This window comes from Neorhizobium sp. T6_25 (genome assembly GCF_002968555.1).
Lineage (GTDB): Bacteria > Pseudomonadota > Alphaproteobacteria > Rhizobiales > Rhizobiaceae > Neorhizobium.
On sequence record NZ_PVBL01000012.1, the window covers coordinates 107852 to 124824 of the forward strand.

Below are 16973 nucleotides of genomic sequence, written 5' to 3' on the forward strand. Positions count from 1 at the left end.
AAAAGCCGATTTTTCGGGAATATTGAGCGGTCCGGTCGCTGGGCGGTTTGAGAGAGGTTGTTCCGGGAGGCACCCCCCTCTGCCCTGCCGGGCATCTCCCCCTCAAGGGGGGAGATCGAAGGAGGCATGCTCTGCGGTCTCTCTCTGATTGTGCGACGGTAGGAAGCTGGCAGGGGAGAGTTCGGCAAGCTCAAGGCTTTTGGTTGGGTAAGACCTCGCTTCTGGCCGATCTCCCCCCTTGAGGGGGAGATGCCCGGCAGGACAGAGGGGGGTATGACGAGGCACACCTCCGATCACTTCTGGCTTTCGCCCGTGGATAATTGATCGTCGCCTTCCAGCATCGCCAATGACTTAACCGCCTCATCATCCCCACCTTCCCAGCCCGTGCCTACAATCCCCCCGCTCCCGTCGCCGGAGTGTTTCGCGAGACGTTCGCGGGCAGGCGGAGGCCGGCGCTTTCATCGGAACCGTAACGTGCGGGAAAGGTGGAAGAGGTGAAAGCCATGGCGGCAAGGTCTTCAAACCGCGCCGCCTATCAAGCCTCCCCCGGACAGCCATGTCCGGTTCGGTTGAGCCGTGCAAGTGGCGGGCCTGTCCCGAAAGGATGGGCGCGAATAAAGCCACGCAGCGAGGCGAGATGATCACCTGTAGGGGCCGGAAGCCCCGAAAAGACGCCGAAGGCCACGCGAATGCGGAGCCACACATACTAAACAAAATGAGGTTCCGCATTCGTGTGGGCTCTCCGATCTTTGAAAACCACGGCAGGCGACTGCGCGGGCTCCAAAGTGTTGGCCGAAGCCAAGCCAACGCTTGAACGCCTTCCTCGCGGAAGCTCCAACATTTCTATTCCACGAAAACCCGAACGCTCGCGGCACGGCCGGCGGCGTCGATCACCGTCAGCGTCGAATAACCGGCACCATCCGGTTTCCATTCGCTGGTCCGGCGGCGGGACAGCTCGCTGAGCGGCTTGCCGTTGGCGAGCCAGCGGAACGGCGCGCGGCCGCCCTGCAGCTTCAGGACCAGCGGCGAGATATCGCCCGATAACGCCCCGAGATCGACCCGTGCGCCTTCCGGCGGATAAACGATCTGTGGTGCCGGCTCCCGCGTCGAGGCGGAAAAAAGCCCGTTCGCGGTCATCGAGAACCGCCTCTGGCTGATCGGCAGTTCGGCCTGCGCAATGCGGACGGCACCCGACGGCGCGGATGGCAGCGGCGTGATCGGCACGCCGGACTTGGAAAACGCCTCGAACAGGATCGGCGCCGCGGTCTGATAACCGGCAATGCCCGGCACTGCGCCATTGTCCGGCCGCCCCACCCAGACGCCCAGCACATGACGTCCGTCGAACCCGACCGACCAGGCGTCGCGATAACCGTAACTCGTGCCGGTCTTGTAGGCGATGCCGAGCCTTCGGCTGCCCTGCGGCGGCAGCACATCGGACAGAATGTCCGTAACGTTCCACACCGCCTGCGGATCGAGAAGCGGCTCGCCGTCGATCATGCCCGGCTGGTCCTCGATGCCATTGCCGATTCGCATCGGATTGCCGCGATTGGCGAGCGCCGCATAGGCCTGCACCAGATCCTTGAGCGTGATGCCGACGCCGCCGAGGCCGATCGCCAGGCCCGGCGCCTCGTTGACCGGCAGGACCGGCCGCACGTCGGCACGGCGGAAACGGATCATCAGCCGCGACGGGCCGACGGCATCGAGCAGCCGCACGGCCGGCACGTTGAGCGAAAGCTGCAACGCCTGGCGGACGCTGACATCGCCCTGATAGGTCATGTCGAAATTTTTCGGCCGGTAACCGAAGAAATCCGCCGGCCGGTCCTCGATGATCGTTTCCTGGGACACCAGCCCCTGCTCGAAGGCGAGGCCGTAGATGAACGGCTTCAGCGTCGAGCCTGGCGAGCGGTTGACCCGCGTCATGTCCACCCAGCCGGAGCGGCTCGCATCGAAATAATCGGCCGAACCGACCTCGCCGACGATCGCGCCCGTCGTGATATCCGCCATCACCATGGCGACAGAGACCTTCGGGCTGAGCTTGACCGAAGCCTCCCTCGCCACCTGTTCCAGCCCCTGCTGAATGCCGCGCCTCAGCGTCGTCTTGTGCTGCTCGATTTTCGGTTGCTTGCGGATCGCCGCTTCGGCGAGATGCGCCGCATAGGCGGGCAATTGCAGCCGGCGTGCCGGGATGCCATCGCGTGCCGCCCGCTCCGACTCGCCGTCGCCGGTCACCGCGGCAACCGCCGAACGCATCAGCACCCGTTCGCGAGCCGCCTGAGCAACCTTGAAATGCCGGTCCGGCCGCCGGCCCTCCGGGGATTGCGGCAGGGCGACCAGAAGTGCCGCTTCCGCCACCGTCAGCCGCCGCGGCTCCTTGCCGAAATAGGCAAGGCTCGCGGCCCGCACGCCCTCCAGATTGCCGCCATAGGGCGCGTGAGTGAGGTAGAGTTCGAGGATTTCCCTCTTGGATAGCCGTCGCTCGATCTGGACGGCCCGGACGACCTGGCGGAGCTTGGCTGCGACAGACCGGCTCTCGCGCGGCTCGATCAGCCGCGCCACCTGCATCGACAGTGTCGAAGCGCCCGAAACGACGCGACCGTTGGTGACAAGCTGCAGCATCGCTCGGCCGAGCGCCCACGGATCGACGCCGCCATGCTCGTAGAAACGCTGGTCCTCATAGGCGACCAGCATTTTCAGGAAGCGCGGATCGACGTTTTCGGTGTTCGTGCGAAGCCGCCAACGCCCCTCGGGCGTCGCGAAGGCGCGCAGCAGTTCGCCATCCGCATCCAGCACTTCGGCGGAAACCACCCGCGCCTTTTCGAGCGGCGGGGGATAGGCCCTGTCGGCCGCATCGAGGCCGACCACCAGCCCCGCCGCTGCGCCGAGGCCGATACCCAGACCGATCGAAAGTTTCCACCTGAGCTTCATCGGAACAAGCTGCCGCTTACTGGGCGGCAAGCACCTCCATCTTGCCCATTGCGGTACGGGCCGAGAACTGCGGACGATACATGTCCTCGACCTGCGCAGCCGGATGATCGTAGACGCCGGGGGTCACGGCGCGGACCACATAGGCAAGCGTGATCTCGCGGTTGTCGCCGGAACTCCGGTCGAAGGCCGCAACGAAACGGTCGTTGCGGAATTCGGTATGGGCCGCCTGCACGTCCTCGATCCAGTCGAAATTGGCGAGGCTGGCGCTGTTGACGACGCTCGGATTGTCGATCTCTAACCCCGCCGGCAGAAGGTCGGTGACGACGATGCGCGACGGCCAGCTGTTGCTCTCGGTGATGGTGATCACGGCCACGTAACGCTGGTTCTGCTGCGCTTCGCTGACATTCGTCTCCTCGCCGTCCATCGAGTAATAGGTGCGGGTGATCTGGAACCCGTCGCCGCCGGCAGGCAGCGGCTGAGCCGGTGCCGCGACCGTGGTGATTGAGGCAGCCAGCGGATCGGCGCTGTTGTTCTTGACGGTCAGCGGATGGCCGATCAGCGCATCGCCGGTCATCTGCGACATCAGCGTGCCGCGATGGTCGGCGCCGTTGACCTGCAGGCGCAGGCCGTCGTCACCGTTCTGCAGCGCGCGGGCGGCGAGCAGCATCCAGGTCTGTTCCTGGGTGCTGGTATATTTCTTCTGCCCCCATTCCTTGGCGACGATGGTGGCGAGCGCCGGAACGATCGGCGGCACCGGCCGGCTTTCGGCGGCAAGCGCCAGAACCGCGGCACCGTCACGCAAGGACGAACCGTAGTCCGAACGCGACAGGCTGACCCTTTGGATCTGCGCTGCTTCCGACATCTGCAGCGAGGCTGCAAAGATGTTCTTTGACCGCTGCGCATCGCCATAAAGCGCCAGCGCCGCGGCGATATGGGCCTTGGCGAGCGGCGTCGGGAAGTCGTTCAGCATCGTGTCGGCGTAATAACGCAGGTCGCTGATCGCGGCCTTGCGGTTGCGGGCGAGCACATAGAGCGCATAGGCGATCTCGTTGCCCTGATCCTTGACGTTGTTGGTGAAGCCGAGCGAGTTCTGCAGGCTGTCGAGAGCCTGGACGAGCGCCTGTTCGGGCACGTCGTAGCCCTGCTCACGGGCCCGGCTAAGGAAGTCGCTCACGTAGGAATCGAGCCACAGATCGCCGCCGCCCGGACCCCAGAGGCCGAAACTGCCGGCCGAGGACTGGTAGGACAGCACGCGATAGATCGCATCCTGGACCCGCTTCTTGACTTCCGTATCGTCGGCAAGGCCGTTCTGCACCGCCATCTGGCTGAGATAGAGAAGCGGCAGGGCCCGGCTTGTCGTCTGTTCCGCGCAGCCATAGGGATAACGGCTGAGGCTCATCAGCAGCGCCGGAATGTCGAAGGCGGTCGAGCGGCTGACGTTCACGCTGACCGAGGCACCCGGCAGGATGCTGTCGGCAAGCAGGTTGGCATCGACGGTCACGCTGGCGCCCGGCTTCAGCTGGACAAGCCGCTGCTGGGTGATCGGCATGGCGGCAGGCCGCACGGGAATATCGAGCACCTGGTCCAGCGACATGCCCGACGCATTCGAAAGGCGGACCAGGATCGACCCGTCGCCCGGCTCGACACCGCGAAGCGCGAGCGTGACATCCGACTTGCCGCCGGCGGCCAGCGTGATCTTTCCGGTCCCCTTCTGATCGACGGCGACCGGCTTGTTGGTGGTGATAGCGAGCTGGTAATCGCCGGCCGGCGCATCGGTATTGGCGATATCGATCCTGAGATTGGTCTGGTCGCCAGGCGCCAGGAAGCGCGGCAGGCTGGCGGTGATCACGACCGGATCGCGGATCACCACGTCCTTGACGCCATGCCCGACGCCGGTCTTCGACCAGGCGACCGCCATGACGCGCGCCGTGCCGTTGAACTGCGGAATGTCGAAGGAGACATTCGCCTTGCCCTGCGCGTCGAGCTTTACAGGACCCGAGAAGAAGGCGATCAGCTTTTCCTTCGGCGGGCTCGACTGCAGCGCCGTGCTGCCGCCGTCACCGCCGGTGCGCAGCCGTCCGGTGGCGCCGAGCGAGCCGTCGATCAGGCGACCGTAGAGGTCGCGGATTTCGAGGCCGAGGCGGCGCTGGCCGAAATACCAGTCATCCGGGGCGGGAGGCTGGTAACGCGTGAGATTGAGGATGCCCACATCCACCGCAGCAACGGTGACATAGGCGTCCTCGTTGGCGCCCGCTCCGGCAACCTGCAGCGAGATATTCAGCGGCTGGCGCGGCAGCGTTTTTTCCGGAGCGGTGATCTGCACCTGCAGATCGCGGCTTTCCGGATCGACCTTCAGCCAGGTGACGCCGATGGCGCGCATCGGCATGCGGCTTTCCTGCGCCTGGCCCGGACGATAAAGCGTCGCCGTGACATAGGAACCGGCCCCCCAGGCGGCGGTGACCGGAATGTCGACTTCGCCGCCATTCGCGCTGATGCTCGCAGTCTTGACCGCAATCAGGCTCTCGGAACCCGACGTGATCATCAGCTCGCCGGTATAACGCGACGACACCTTGAGCTTGGCCGTCTCGCCGACCTTGTAGCTCTGCTTGTCCAGCGCAATTTCAAGCGCATCCGGAGTTTCGGTCGAGGTCGCGGCCACGAACCAGCCCGCATCAAACTCGACGCTGGACGTCGGCCCGCCGATATCGGCAGTTTCGACCTCGAGCCGGTAGCGGCCCCAGTTGACCGGCACGGAAACCTTGCCGCCGTCTGCCGTGACATTCACCATGCCGTTGGCAACCTGGCTGGTGCGGGTCACCGGCTCATACCGCCATGACGAGCCGTCGCGATACCATTGATAGTCGCGGTCGATCTTGATCAGCTTCCAGGGCAGGTTCTGCACCGCCTGTTTCTTGCCGGCCGCGTCCACCATGATCACGGTGAAGTTGCCGACCGAATTTTCGCCGAGATCGCCGGAGAATTCCGGCTTGATGCCGATCCGCGCACCTTCCGCCTTGACCGGCAGGGTGATCGAACGCTCGATCGCCCGGCCGCCCGCCTCCTGCATCCGCACCACGATATCGGCGTTCACAAGCTGAGTCGTCGAAGGCGCTTCGGCAACGGTCGCGTCGAAGGTTGCCTTGCCGTCGTCGTCGAGCGGTTCGAGCTCCTCGAGCGGAATACGAACCGCTTCGCTCGCCTCTTCATCGACGAGGCCGAACTGGTAGCCCGGGAAGGCGGGGTTTTCGCGCGTCGTCTTCAGCGCGATCTCGCCTTCGAGATTGAGGCCTGCCGCCGGCGCGCCATAAAGATATCGGCCGTCGATATTGACCGGCACCGGCTCCCCGACCGCGATATCCTTGGCGTCGCTGGTCATGTCGAATTCAATGCGGTCCGGCACGAAGTCGTCGACGAGGAAGGTCTTTTCGCCGATTGCCGACCCCTTGGGATCGGTGAAGATCTGCATCGTCCAGGTGCCGCGCATGGAGGTTGCCAGCAGCGGCAGGTCGAGCGCATAACCGCCGAGCGAGCCGTTCTTGACCATCCGCCGATCCTCGACGCCATCCGGGCGCAGGAAGACGAAAGTGAGCGGCAGGTTCTCGATCGCCGTCGCATCGATATTGCGGGCAAGCGCCGAGGCATGCACGGTTTCGCCGGGGCGATAGATGCCGCGCTCCGTCCAGGGCAGGATGTCGATCGCGCCGGGTGCGGGGCGACCCGTCACGCCACGGTCGGACAGATCGAACCCGGCACGGGCCATGTCGAGGAAGACGTAGTCCTGGCCGTTGTTCTGGGCCGCCAGCACCGCCGGCACCATCGCCGCCGTGCCGCGCATCAGGCCGGCGGTGAACACCGCGCGGCCATCCGCATCGGTCTTCGCCGTACCGAGGATTTCGTTGTTCTTGGCGAGAAGCTGCAGATCGACCCCTGCCATCGGCTTGGCGCTGCCGAGCGAGCGGGCGAAGACATTGAGGCCATCCGTGCCGGCATAGGTGGTGAGCCCGATATCGGACACCACGAACCATTGGGTCGCCTTGGCATCGTATTCCTGGCTCGTCGCATTGGCGGCGGCCGCCGTCAGCATGTAGACGCCGGGCTTGCGGGTCGGCAGAGCCTCGTCGACCGGAAAGCTGGTCACCACGTCCTTGTTCAGGTCCTGGGCGATATCGATCGTGCCCTGCCAGACCAGTTCGCCGCTCTGCTCCTCGATCTGGGTGGCGTTATAGCCGTCCATCTGGGTCAGGAATTGCGAATTGGCGAGCAGCGGGGCGATACTGCGGTCGCCGACCCGGTAGAGTTTCAGATTGGCCTTTTCGGTATTGACCGAGACGATCGGAATGCCGCGGCGCGCGGTCGAGGGCAGCACGAAACTGTCGCCGGTGAACCGCACGGACGCCGAGCGGTCCTTGACGTAGATGTCGATATCGGCCTGGGCAACAAGCGGCTCGTCGACGGAAGACGGCAGGCCCCGGCGCAGCGACAGCTTGTAGCGCTGTCCATGGGTGAGGCCTTCGACGCAGATCTGGTTACCCTTGGCTTCCATCGCCTTCGGCGCCTGGCCGTTGAGCACGACAAAGGGAGCGTAGTCGACGCCGATCTTCACCAGCGGTTCGGAGAACTGCACGCAGACGCGCGGGTTGACGCTATCGGCATCGACCGTATTGCCGGTCATGCGGAAACCCTGGCGTTCGCGCAGGTCGTTATAGGCGGCCTGCACGGTGCGGGCATTCACCAGCCCAAGGCTTGCCTTGTAGGCGTTCAGCGCCGCGCGATAATTCTGCTGTTTGGCAAGCGCGGCCCCGAGAACCGCCAGCGCATCGGCCCGGGTCTGCGTGGTACGCGAAAGCTGGTAGCCGTTGACCGCGGCAAGCGTGCCTTCGCCATCGGCGCTGCTGTTGTTCTTGGCCGTGCCGGCAGCGCGCGAGAGCTCGATCCACAGCGCGCCGTCATCGGGGATGATCGAAAGCGCGCCTTTGAAATTGTAGATCGCCGTATCGACATTGCCGGCGAGCAACTGGCCCTGGGCAATCGTCTTGAGGTTCTCGACGCCGTAACCCTGCTGGTTGTCGCCGAGCGCCAGGCCATCCTTCTGATCACGCGCCTGCTGGAGAACGTCTTCCGAGAGGAAGGACAGTTTCGGCGGAGCACCGATATCCGGTTCGATAGCCGTTACGACGATCTTGCCGGCTGTTGCGCCCTGGAACGGGTTGAGCTGGCTGTAATCCGACTTGAGGAAGCACCACTTGGCCTTCTCGTTATAGGTGAAAGCCTTGCAGGCATTGTCGCCGATGCAGGCCGCCTCGCATTGGGGCTGGCTGACATTTTTCACGGTTCTGAGATCGAAGCCGAGATAATCGCTGTTCGGAGTGCTTTCGATCCGCCGGTCGGCCGCCGTCAGCGGCGAGCCGAAAGCGAATGCGGTAACGATGAGAGCGAGAAAGCCGAATATCGCGCGCCTAGACATGGAAGTCCCCCCGTGGCTGCCGTCGGAAGCTGGCAGTTTTCTAATCTATCCCGTGACTTGTCAACGAGCGTCGATGCGTCGGGCCGCCTATTTTCATGAAGAGATTGTCATATGACGAACGTCGTGCCGGAACGGATCAGGCCATCAGCCCGGCAGCCGTAAATCCGCCGTCGACGGCGAGAATCTGACCGGTCACATAGGAGGACTGGCGTTCGTCGACGAGAAAGGCGATGGCCGTGGCAATCTCCTCCGGCCGGCCGTAGCGGCGCATCGGCACGGTGCGTTTCCACTCCTCGCGCGTCGCGGCGGTGTGGTTTTCCTTGACCATCGGCGTCTCGACCGGACCCGGCGCAATGGCGTTGACGCGGATCAGGTCGTCAGCGAGTTCGACCGCCATGATCTTGGTGAGCGTCACCAGCGCGCCCTTCGACGCGCCATAGGCGGAACGGCCAAGATTGCCCTTGATGCCGGAGACCGAGGCGATGTGGACGATCGACCCGCCGCCGTTTTCCCGCATGATCGGCGCCAGCGCCTGCGACAGCGCAAACGCGCCAACGACATTGACCTCGTAGATCCGCCGCAGCTGATCGGTCGTGGTATCGGCGAAACGAACGTTCGAACCGATGCCCGCGCTGTTGACCAGCGCCTGCAGCGGGTTTTGAAGCGCCTGGCAGCGATCGGCGAGTTCGGCGATCGCCTTCTCGTCGGTGATATCGAGAAGAACGGTGGTGAGGAGACCGGACCGATTTCCGAGCCGTTCCATCAGCCGTTCGAGTGCCGCGACGTCGCGGTCTGCAGCCAGCACGTGCCAGCCGGCTTCGATGAGAAGCTCCGTCGTCGAAAGGCCGATACCCGATCCCGCACCCGTGACGACGACGCTGCGCATGTTCAGCTCTCCCGGTTTTCGATGATGACCAGTTCGAAAGTGACGCCGACGGGATTGTCGCCCCGCGCCAGCCGGCCGTGATAGATCACGCCATCCGTATCGACGACCACGGCGTCGATGGAGGCCCGAAGCCCATCCGGTGTCATTTCGAGCACGCCGTTCTCGATGGCGATCTCGGTCGCGAGGCAGACCACGCGACGCCCATCCTCGAACACGGGCTCATTGATACTGCCGATGCCGTAGATGCGGGCGTTCTCTATGCCATGCTCCCGACAGACGTCTTCGATCGCCATCCCGACATCCTCGTTCGGGCGTACCCGCAGCAAGATGCCGTTGCCCTCGCCGCTTTCGCCCCTGGCGGAAAACAGGGTGAAATTCGTTTCCGGATCGGGAATCGACGAGAAGGTCGCGGTGGCGCTGCCATAACCTTTGACCGCGATCGGACGGCTGACAATGCTGTCGAAGGGCAGCACATGCCCCATGCGCAAAAGCCCTTCGCCGGTATCCCAGATGCCGTGGCAATGCAGGAACGGCGCCCCGTCCCGTTCGCCGACCATGGCGGTCGCCGCCAAAAACCTGCCGCCCGCCTCCGGCGCGAAGGTCGCGCTATACCAGGCAGCATGATCCTCGTCCGGTGAGAAGGCCGGCAGGACATAACGGAACGGATCGCAGGCGCCGCCCTCGATATTGACGAAACCGCCCTTGCAGCCCGCCTCCGCGAAAACGCGCGCCACTTCGGCCATGAAAACCTCGCCGGCCCGCAGCACGCCCTCGACCGGCTTCACCACGGTTCGCACCGCCTCTCGCCTGATCGGCGCGATGGGACCCGGATGTTTGAGTTGGCGTAACGCCGGCGGATCGTTAGCCGACTTATTATCGAGCTCGCCGCGTGCCTGCAGCTCTTCGCGGATCATCTTCTTGGTGATCTTGCCATAGGCGGATTTCGGCAGCGCATCCCAGAAGATGAAGCGCTTCGGCATCTTGTATCGGGACATCCGGCCGTCGATGAATGCGAACAAATCCTTCTCGGTCACCGCCGAACCCGGCTTGGCGACGCAGACGGCGATGCCGACTTCGCCCCAGAGCGGATCCGGCACGCCGAGCACGGCCACCTCGCTGATTGCCGGATGGGTGAGGAGCTTCTCCTCGATCTCGCGCGGATAGACGTTCGAGCCGCCGGAAATATACATGTCGGAGGCGCGGCCGGTGATGTAAAGGAAACCCTCCGCATCCATATGGCCGAGATCGCCCGTGCGGAACCAGCCGTTGCGGAACGCCTTCTCGTTGGCCTCGGGATTGTCATAATAACCCGCGAAGACGGCCGGGCCGATGCAGCAGATCTCGCCGGTCTCGCAAGGCCCGACCTCTTCCCCCGCATCGTTCTGGATCGACACCTGCATGCCGGTGCGTTCCATGCCGCAGGTCCCGATCCTGGCGGCTTCGCCGTCCTCGGCCGAATGCAAGGCTGGCGGCAGGACGGTGATCGCCCCCGTCACCTCGCCGAGCCCGAAATATTGCACGATCACCGGCCCGAGGGCTTTCAGCGCCCGCTTCTGGTCCTCGCGATACATCGGCGCACCGGCATAGATGACGTAGCGGAGCGAGGAGTGGTCGTGTTTCTCGGCGGCCGGATGCTCGACCAGCAGCTTCAGGATGGTCGGCACCGTGAACATCGTCGAGACGCGCCATTTTTCGACCAGCGCCCACGCCGCGTCGATATCGAATTTTTCGGTCGGCAGCAGGATGGTCTTCACCCCATGCGCCACCTGGGTGAGTTGGTGGACACCGGCGCCATGCGAGAGCGGCGCAACAACCAGCGCTGCATCGGCGGAGGTCACGCCGGGCATCAGGTCGCAGAGATGGTTGTTGATCACGAAGGCCATCTGGCCATGGGTCAGCACCGCCGCCTTCGGCCGGCCGGTCGTGCCCGACGTGAAGAAGAACCAGCACGGATCGTCGCGCTCGACCCGCGCTTCGGCCGGCTTCCTGCCGCCGAATTCCTCGACGATAGTGTCGTAGGACGGCCCGAAATGCGCCTCGCCGATGGCAAGGACGAAACCGATCTCCGGATTGTTCTCCCGCACCACCCGCGCATGATCCGGAAACGAGGCGTTGCAGATCAAACCGGTCGCGCCGCTTGCCTTGGCGAGATAGGCGACCTCTTCCGGCGTCTGCCGGAAATTGGTCGGCACCCAGACGGCGCCGATCCGGAAACAGGCGAACATGCTCTCGAACATCTGGTTGCAGTTCTGCGACTGGACCAGGATACGGTCGCCCTTGGTCACCCCGAAACGCTGCTGCAGCGCTGCCGCCATCGCGTCGATGCGCGCCTCGAACTCTTCCCAGGTCCAGGACTTTTCGGCCCAGACAAGGGCAATACCCTGCGGCTCGCGGCGCATCACCTGCGTCACGAAGCGGGCGAGGTTCATTACCCGCGTCGAGCGGGGGCTGAGCCCTCCCTTCGGCTCAGTCCGATCGCCGACGCCAACCGAGGTCGTCGCGTTCATTTCGTCCGCTCCAGGATCGACACGTAATTGGCGACGGCAGCACCGCCCATGTTGAAGACACCGGCCATCGTCGCCTTCGGCAGCTGCATCTCGCCCGCCTCGCCGCAAAGCTGCATCGCCGCCATCACATGCATCGAAACGCCGGTCGCGCCGATCGGATGGCCCTTGGATTTTAGGCCCCCCGACGGATTGACCGGCAGGCGGCCGTCCTTGCGGGTGATGCCTTCGCGGATGACGCGATAACCCTTGCCGGGCTCGGCGAGCCCCATTGCCTCGTATTCGATGAGTTCGGCGATGGTGAAGCAGTCATGGGTTTCGACGAAGTTGAGATCGTCGAGCGAAACGCCCGCCTCCGCCAGCGATTTCTGCCAGGCCCTGCGCGCGCCTTCGAAGGCGATCGGGTCGCGACGCGACATGGCAAGGATATCGTTGACATGGTTATGCGCCTTGAAGGCGACCGCGCGTTTCATGCCGGCCGCGACTTCGGGTGCCGCAATCACCAGGGCGGCCGCACCGTCGGACACCAGCGAGCAGTCGGTACGGCGCAGGGGCGCTGCCACATAGGGGTTCTTGTCGGACACCGTGTTGCAGAAATCGAAGCCGAAATCCTTCTGCATATGCGCATAGGGGTTCTTCATGCCGTTCGCGTGGTTCTTGGCCGCGATCATCGCCAGCTCTTCCGAGCGGTCGCCATAGCGCTGGAAATAATGGCTGGCGATGCGGCCGAAGAGACCGGCAAAGCCGCCCTCAACGTCCGCCTCCTCTTCGCGGTAGGAGGCCGACAGCAGGATGTCGCCCGTCTCCTTCGTGGGCAGAGCGGTCATCTTCTCGGCGCCGACGACCAGCGCGATCTTGCCGCGGCCGGCAGCGATGAAGTCCAGCGCTGTATAGAGCGCCGCCGAACCGGTGGCGCAGGCATTCTCCATCCGCACCGCCGGCACATGGTCGAACCCGTCGGCCGCCATCGCCACCAGGGCGCCCTGAAAATCCTGCTTCGAAAAGCCGTTGTTGAACACGCCGACGAAAATGCCGTCGACATCCTTGGCCGTGATGCCGGCATGTTCGAGGGCCGGATTGATTACCTCGGCCATCAATTCCCGCGTCGAGGCCGCTTCGGACTTGCCGAACTTCGAATGCGCCCAACCGACGATCTGCGCTCCTGCCATGACCTTCTCCTTCGTTTCAAACCCGTTCCGGTGTTCTCGACCGTGCCGCTTGCGGCGCCTTTCGAAGCGCCGGCTTCTCCGAACTGAACAGCGATTTCAGCTTGCCCTGCACCCGCTCGACCTCGTGGGCGAGCTGGGCCGCGAGCTCCTTCTGACGCGCCTCACCCATGCGGCTGTCGATCGCGGCAATCGACAACGCTCCTGCAAGCCGCCCGTCGGGCAGCAGGATCGCCATGCCGATCCCCCAGGAATTGGCGATTACCCGCCCGGGATTGAGCGCGTAACCGAGTTCGCGTGAGCGAGCGACATCCTCTCGGATAATCTGAGGGGAATAGCCCGGATATTGCGCGGCAATGACGCCTTCAATGCGACCGAGAACCGCCTCCACTTCCGCGTCCGGCAATGCCGCCAGCATGGCAAGTGATCCAGCGCCGACACCGAGCGGGTTCTGGTCGCCGGTCAGCAGCGCGTGGGTGCGCACCGGATGCGTGCCCTCCTCGCGATGCAGGCAGACGGCGTAATCGTCACGCCGCATCGAGACGAAACTCGTATCGGCCGACTTGCCGGAAAGCCGCTTCAGGCTTTCGCCCGCCATTTCCAGAAGGCCGTGACGGCGAGAGGCCAGCATGCCGAGTACGTAAAGCTCCCCGCCGAGATAATATCGGCGGGTAAGCTCGTCCTGTTCGACGAGGCGGGACCGCATCAACGCCATCAGCAACCGCCGGGCGGTGGGTTTGTTGAGGCCGCTATCGGCGACCACATCGGCCAGCGCCACGCCCTTTTCCGCGCCGCGACCGACGATGGAGAGGAGCTGCAGCGCCCGCTCCACCGCCTGCGAGCCGGAAACGACACCTTCCCGAAGACCCGAAGGGATTTCGATCACCTGTTGCATATGCCGTTTCCCATCAGATGCATGGCCGCTACCGATCAGCTCAATGACTTGCCGATAGCCTTTTCGAGGATCGCCCAGGCCTCGTCGCCGTATTTCGACTTCCAGTCCTTGTAGAAATTCGCAGCGCGCAGCTTTTCCTGGAAAAGCGCGCCGTCCGGCTTGTTGAACTTCATGCCCTTGCCTTCGAGTTCGGCCTGGACGGTGGCGTTGAGGCCCATGACGTCCTTGCGCTGCAGCTCGGCGGCGGCGTTGAAGTGCTTCGAGACGATACCCTGCAGATCTGCCGGCAGCGCCTGCCAGGAGCGGCGGTTGAGGAGGATCCAGAAACCGTCCCACATGTGGTTCGTCATCGAGACGTATTTCTGCACCTCGAACAGCTTCGCTGTCGTCAGGATGGCGAGCGGGTTTTCCTGTCCGTCGACGATGCCGGTCTGCAACGCGGTATAGGTTTCCGCAAAGTTGATGCTGGCGGGCGCCGAACCGAAGGCGGTGAACATGGAGGTCCAGAGCGGGCTCACCGGCACGCGGATCTTGAAGCCCTCGAGGTCCTTCGGCGTCGTAATCGGCCCCTTGGACGAAGTGATCTGCCGGAAACCGTTGTCCCAGATCTTGTCGAGCGTCAGCAGGCCCTTCTTCTCGATCTCGCCGCGAACATATTTGCCGAGTTCGCCGTCCATTGCCGGCCAGACCTTGTCATAGCTCGGGAAGGCGAAACCGACGCCGTTCAGCGAGGCATTCGGCACCAGCGTCGACAGGATGATCGGCGACAGGCTGAACATTTCGACGCCGCCGGAGCGCACCTGGTTCAGCATGTCGGTGTCGGCCCCGAGCTGGCTCGACGGGAAGATGTTGATGGCCATGCGGCCGCCGCTCTCCTCCTGGATCTTGGCGACGGCTTCCTTGGCGCGGACGTTCATCGGATGCGTCAGCGCCTGGTTGTTGGCGAACTTGTAGGTGAACTCGGCGGCATTGGCCGGCCGCGTGCGGATTGAAAAGGTCGTGGCGATGCCGGTCGTGGCCGCGCCCAAAAGAAGCGTTCTGCGGTTGACGTTCATGAAATCCTCCTCCGATTTCGTTCCCAGTTTTTTGCCTCAGAGCCCTTAGAGAAAGGCCGTCGAGAAGTAGGGCACGGCTGCGATCACCAGAAGGCCGATCATCAGCGCGCCGATATAGGGCCAGATGGCCTTCATGGCTTCGTCCGGCGAGACATTGCCGATCTTGCAGGCGATGTAGAAACCGATGCCGATCGGTGGCGTCATCAGGCCGATGTTCATCGCCGTCACCACCACCATGGAATAGTGGATGTCGTTGATGCCGAGCGAGCGGGCGACCGGAAACATGATCGGCGCCATCAGCACGATCGCCGGCAGGCCTTCCAGCACGCAGCCGAGCACCATGAAGATCAGGATAGTGACGCCCATGAAGGTCATCCACCCACCCGGAAGGCCCTGCACGGCCTCGACGAGCTGCGCCGCAAACCCTGTCTGGGTCAGCGCCCAGGCCATGGCGGACGCGGCCCCCAGGATCATCAGGATTGCGCCGGACAGCGCTGCCGTCTCCACCAGCATGGAATAGAGCTTCTTCAGGCTGATGCCGCCGTAGAGCGTCGCCCCGATGATCATCGCGTAGAGGACGGCGATCGTCGAAACTTCGGTCGCGGTGGCAATGCCCTCGCCGACGGCGGTGCGGATCAGGAAGGGCAAGAGCAGTGCGGGCGCGGCGACCAGAAACGCTTTCTTGATCACCGAAAGCGGTGCCCGGCGCACACCCGCCATGGATTCGTGCCGCGCCTTCCAGCGCGCCAGGATCGCGAGAACCAGCAGCAGGACCATGGCGATCGCGAAACCGGACGTGAACAGCCCGGCAATCGAAACGCCGGCGGCGGAGCCGAGCACGATCAGCACGATCGATGGCGGTACGGTTTCCGCCATCGCCGCCCCGGTCGCCAAAAGCGCGATCATCTCCGGTGGCTTGTGGCCGCGACGCTTCATTTCCGGAAACAGCGCCGGCGCGACGGTCGCCATGTCGGAGACCTTGGAGCCCGAAATGCCGGAGACCAGGAACATCGAGCCGAGCAGCACATAGGACATGCCGGCCCGGACATGGCCGAGCAGCGAGGCCAGCACCTCGACGATCGCCCCGCCCATGCCGGTCGCATCGAGCACGCAGCCGAGCAGCACGAAGATCGGCACCGACAGCAGGATGATGCTCGACATGCCCTCGTCCATGCGGCCGATCATCACGAACACGGGTACGGAGGTGGTAAACGTCAGGAAAGCCAGCGTCCCGAGGCCGAAACAGAAGGCGATCGGCACGCCGAGAACCAGGAACAGCGCGACGAAACCGACGAGGAAGATCGGGATGTTCCAGTTGCCGATCTGCTTCAGGCCCGGCCCGACGAGCCAGAGCAGCGCAGTCACGGCGGCGATGACCACAACGGACATCGCTACCTGCCGGAAGGTCGATCCCTTCAGCGCGTTGACGACCGCGAGGATCAGCATCAACCCGATGCCGACCGGCAGGGCGGCGGCGCGGAAACTCATCGGAATGTTGAGCGCTGCCGAGGTAATGTAGGATTCTTCGATCGCATATTCGTAGGCCGGCCGCAGCATCACGCCGAGGAAGAGCGCCATCAGCAGCAGGGCGAGCGTGTTCGCCAAGCCGTGCAGCTTTTCCGGCAGCATGCCGACGAAGAGCGTCAGCCGCAGGTGTTCGCTGCGATCGACGGCCATGGCGGAGCCGAGCATGGCGAGCCAGAGGAAGGAGATCGATGCCACCTCGTCGATCCAGACGACCGGCAGCGAAAAGACATAACGGGAAATCACTCCGGCCAGCAGAAGCGCGATGATGCCGACGAGAAGCGCCGCGGCGATCGCCTCCACCGGTCGCATCCAGACGGAACCGCTCTGCTGCGGCGCCACGCCCTCAAGCCCGGCGAGCAGAGAAGCCTCATCCATGGGCTCGATCGTATTATGGGCTGCCGTCACGCGTCATCCTCCTCAGTGCTGGGAAGGGGACAAACGAAAGAAACACTCCGGATCGATCGCGGTCGAGCCGCAAATCCAGGCGGACTACACCCCTCTCCGGCGCAACCGCTTTTCCTCCCGACGTCCGGCTCCTCCAGCCATCCGCA

General features: G+C 64.1%; 8 protein-coding genes and 1 pseudogene. All 9 read right to left on the reverse strand.

The window, feature by feature from the left end; all coding sequences use genetic code 11:
• Positions 1-843: 843 nt before the first annotated feature.
• The 9 genes and pseudogenes from pbpC to C5L10_RS17685 all read right to left on the reverse strand — a co-directional run bounded on the left by pbpC (position 844) and on the right by C5L10_RS17685 (position 16797).
• Positions 844-2925, reverse strand: a complete 2082-nt coding sequence (gene pbpC / locus C5L10_RS17650; RefSeq protein ID WP_105430726.1) for a penicillin-binding protein 1C — start codon at positions 2923-2925, stop codon at positions 844-846.
• 16 nt (positions 2926-2941) lie between these two features.
• The gene (locus C5L10_RS17655; protein ID WP_105430727.1) at positions 2942-8389 is read right to left on the reverse strand and encodes an alpha-2-macroglobulin family protein; all 5448 of its coding nucleotides are present in this window, start codon (positions 8387-8389) and stop codon (positions 2942-2944) included.
• 136 nt (positions 8390-8525) lie between these two features.
• Entirely contained in the window at positions 8526-9275 is a 750-nt protein-coding gene (locus C5L10_RS17660; protein ID WP_105430728.1) for an SDR family NAD(P)-dependent oxidoreductase, read from the reverse strand.
• A gap of 2 nt (positions 9276-9277) precedes the next feature.
• On the reverse strand, positions 9278-10018 hold the full coding sequence (locus C5L10_RS34910; RefSeq protein WP_371411949.1) for a PCC domain-containing protein: 741 nt from the start codon (positions 10016-10018) through the stop codon (positions 9278-9280).
• 123 nt (positions 10019-10141) lie between these two features.
• A pseudogene (locus C5L10_RS34345) lies at positions 10142-11782 on the reverse strand (acyl-CoA synthetase); the annotation flags it as partial.
• Complete coding sequence (locus C5L10_RS17670) at positions 11779-12948, reverse strand: acetyl-CoA acetyltransferase (protein ID WP_105430730.1); 1170 nt, start codon at positions 12946-12948, stop codon at positions 11779-11781. The gene C5L10_RS17670 and the pseudogene C5L10_RS34345, both read right to left, overlap by 4 nt.
• 16 nt (positions 12949-12964) lie before the next feature.
• On the reverse strand, positions 12965-13840 hold the full coding sequence (locus tag C5L10_RS17675; RefSeq protein ID WP_105430731.1) for an IclR family transcriptional regulator: 876 nt from the start codon (positions 13838-13840) through the stop codon (positions 12965-12967).
• A gap of 35 nt (positions 13841-13875) precedes the next feature.
• The gene (locus C5L10_RS17680) at positions 13876-14895 is read right to left on the reverse strand and encodes a TRAP transporter substrate-binding protein (RefSeq protein ID WP_046638027.1); all 1020 of its coding nucleotides are present in this window, start codon (positions 14893-14895) and stop codon (positions 13876-13878) included.
• A gap of 45 nt (positions 14896-14940) precedes the next feature.
• Positions 14941-16797 carry a TRAP transporter large permease subunit gene (locus C5L10_RS17685; protein ID WP_105430777.1) on the reverse strand — a complete coding sequence of 619 codons (1857 nt, stop codon included), beginning with the start codon at positions 16795-16797 and terminating at the stop codon, positions 14941-14943.
• Between the last annotated feature and the right edge of the window lie 176 nt (positions 16798-16973).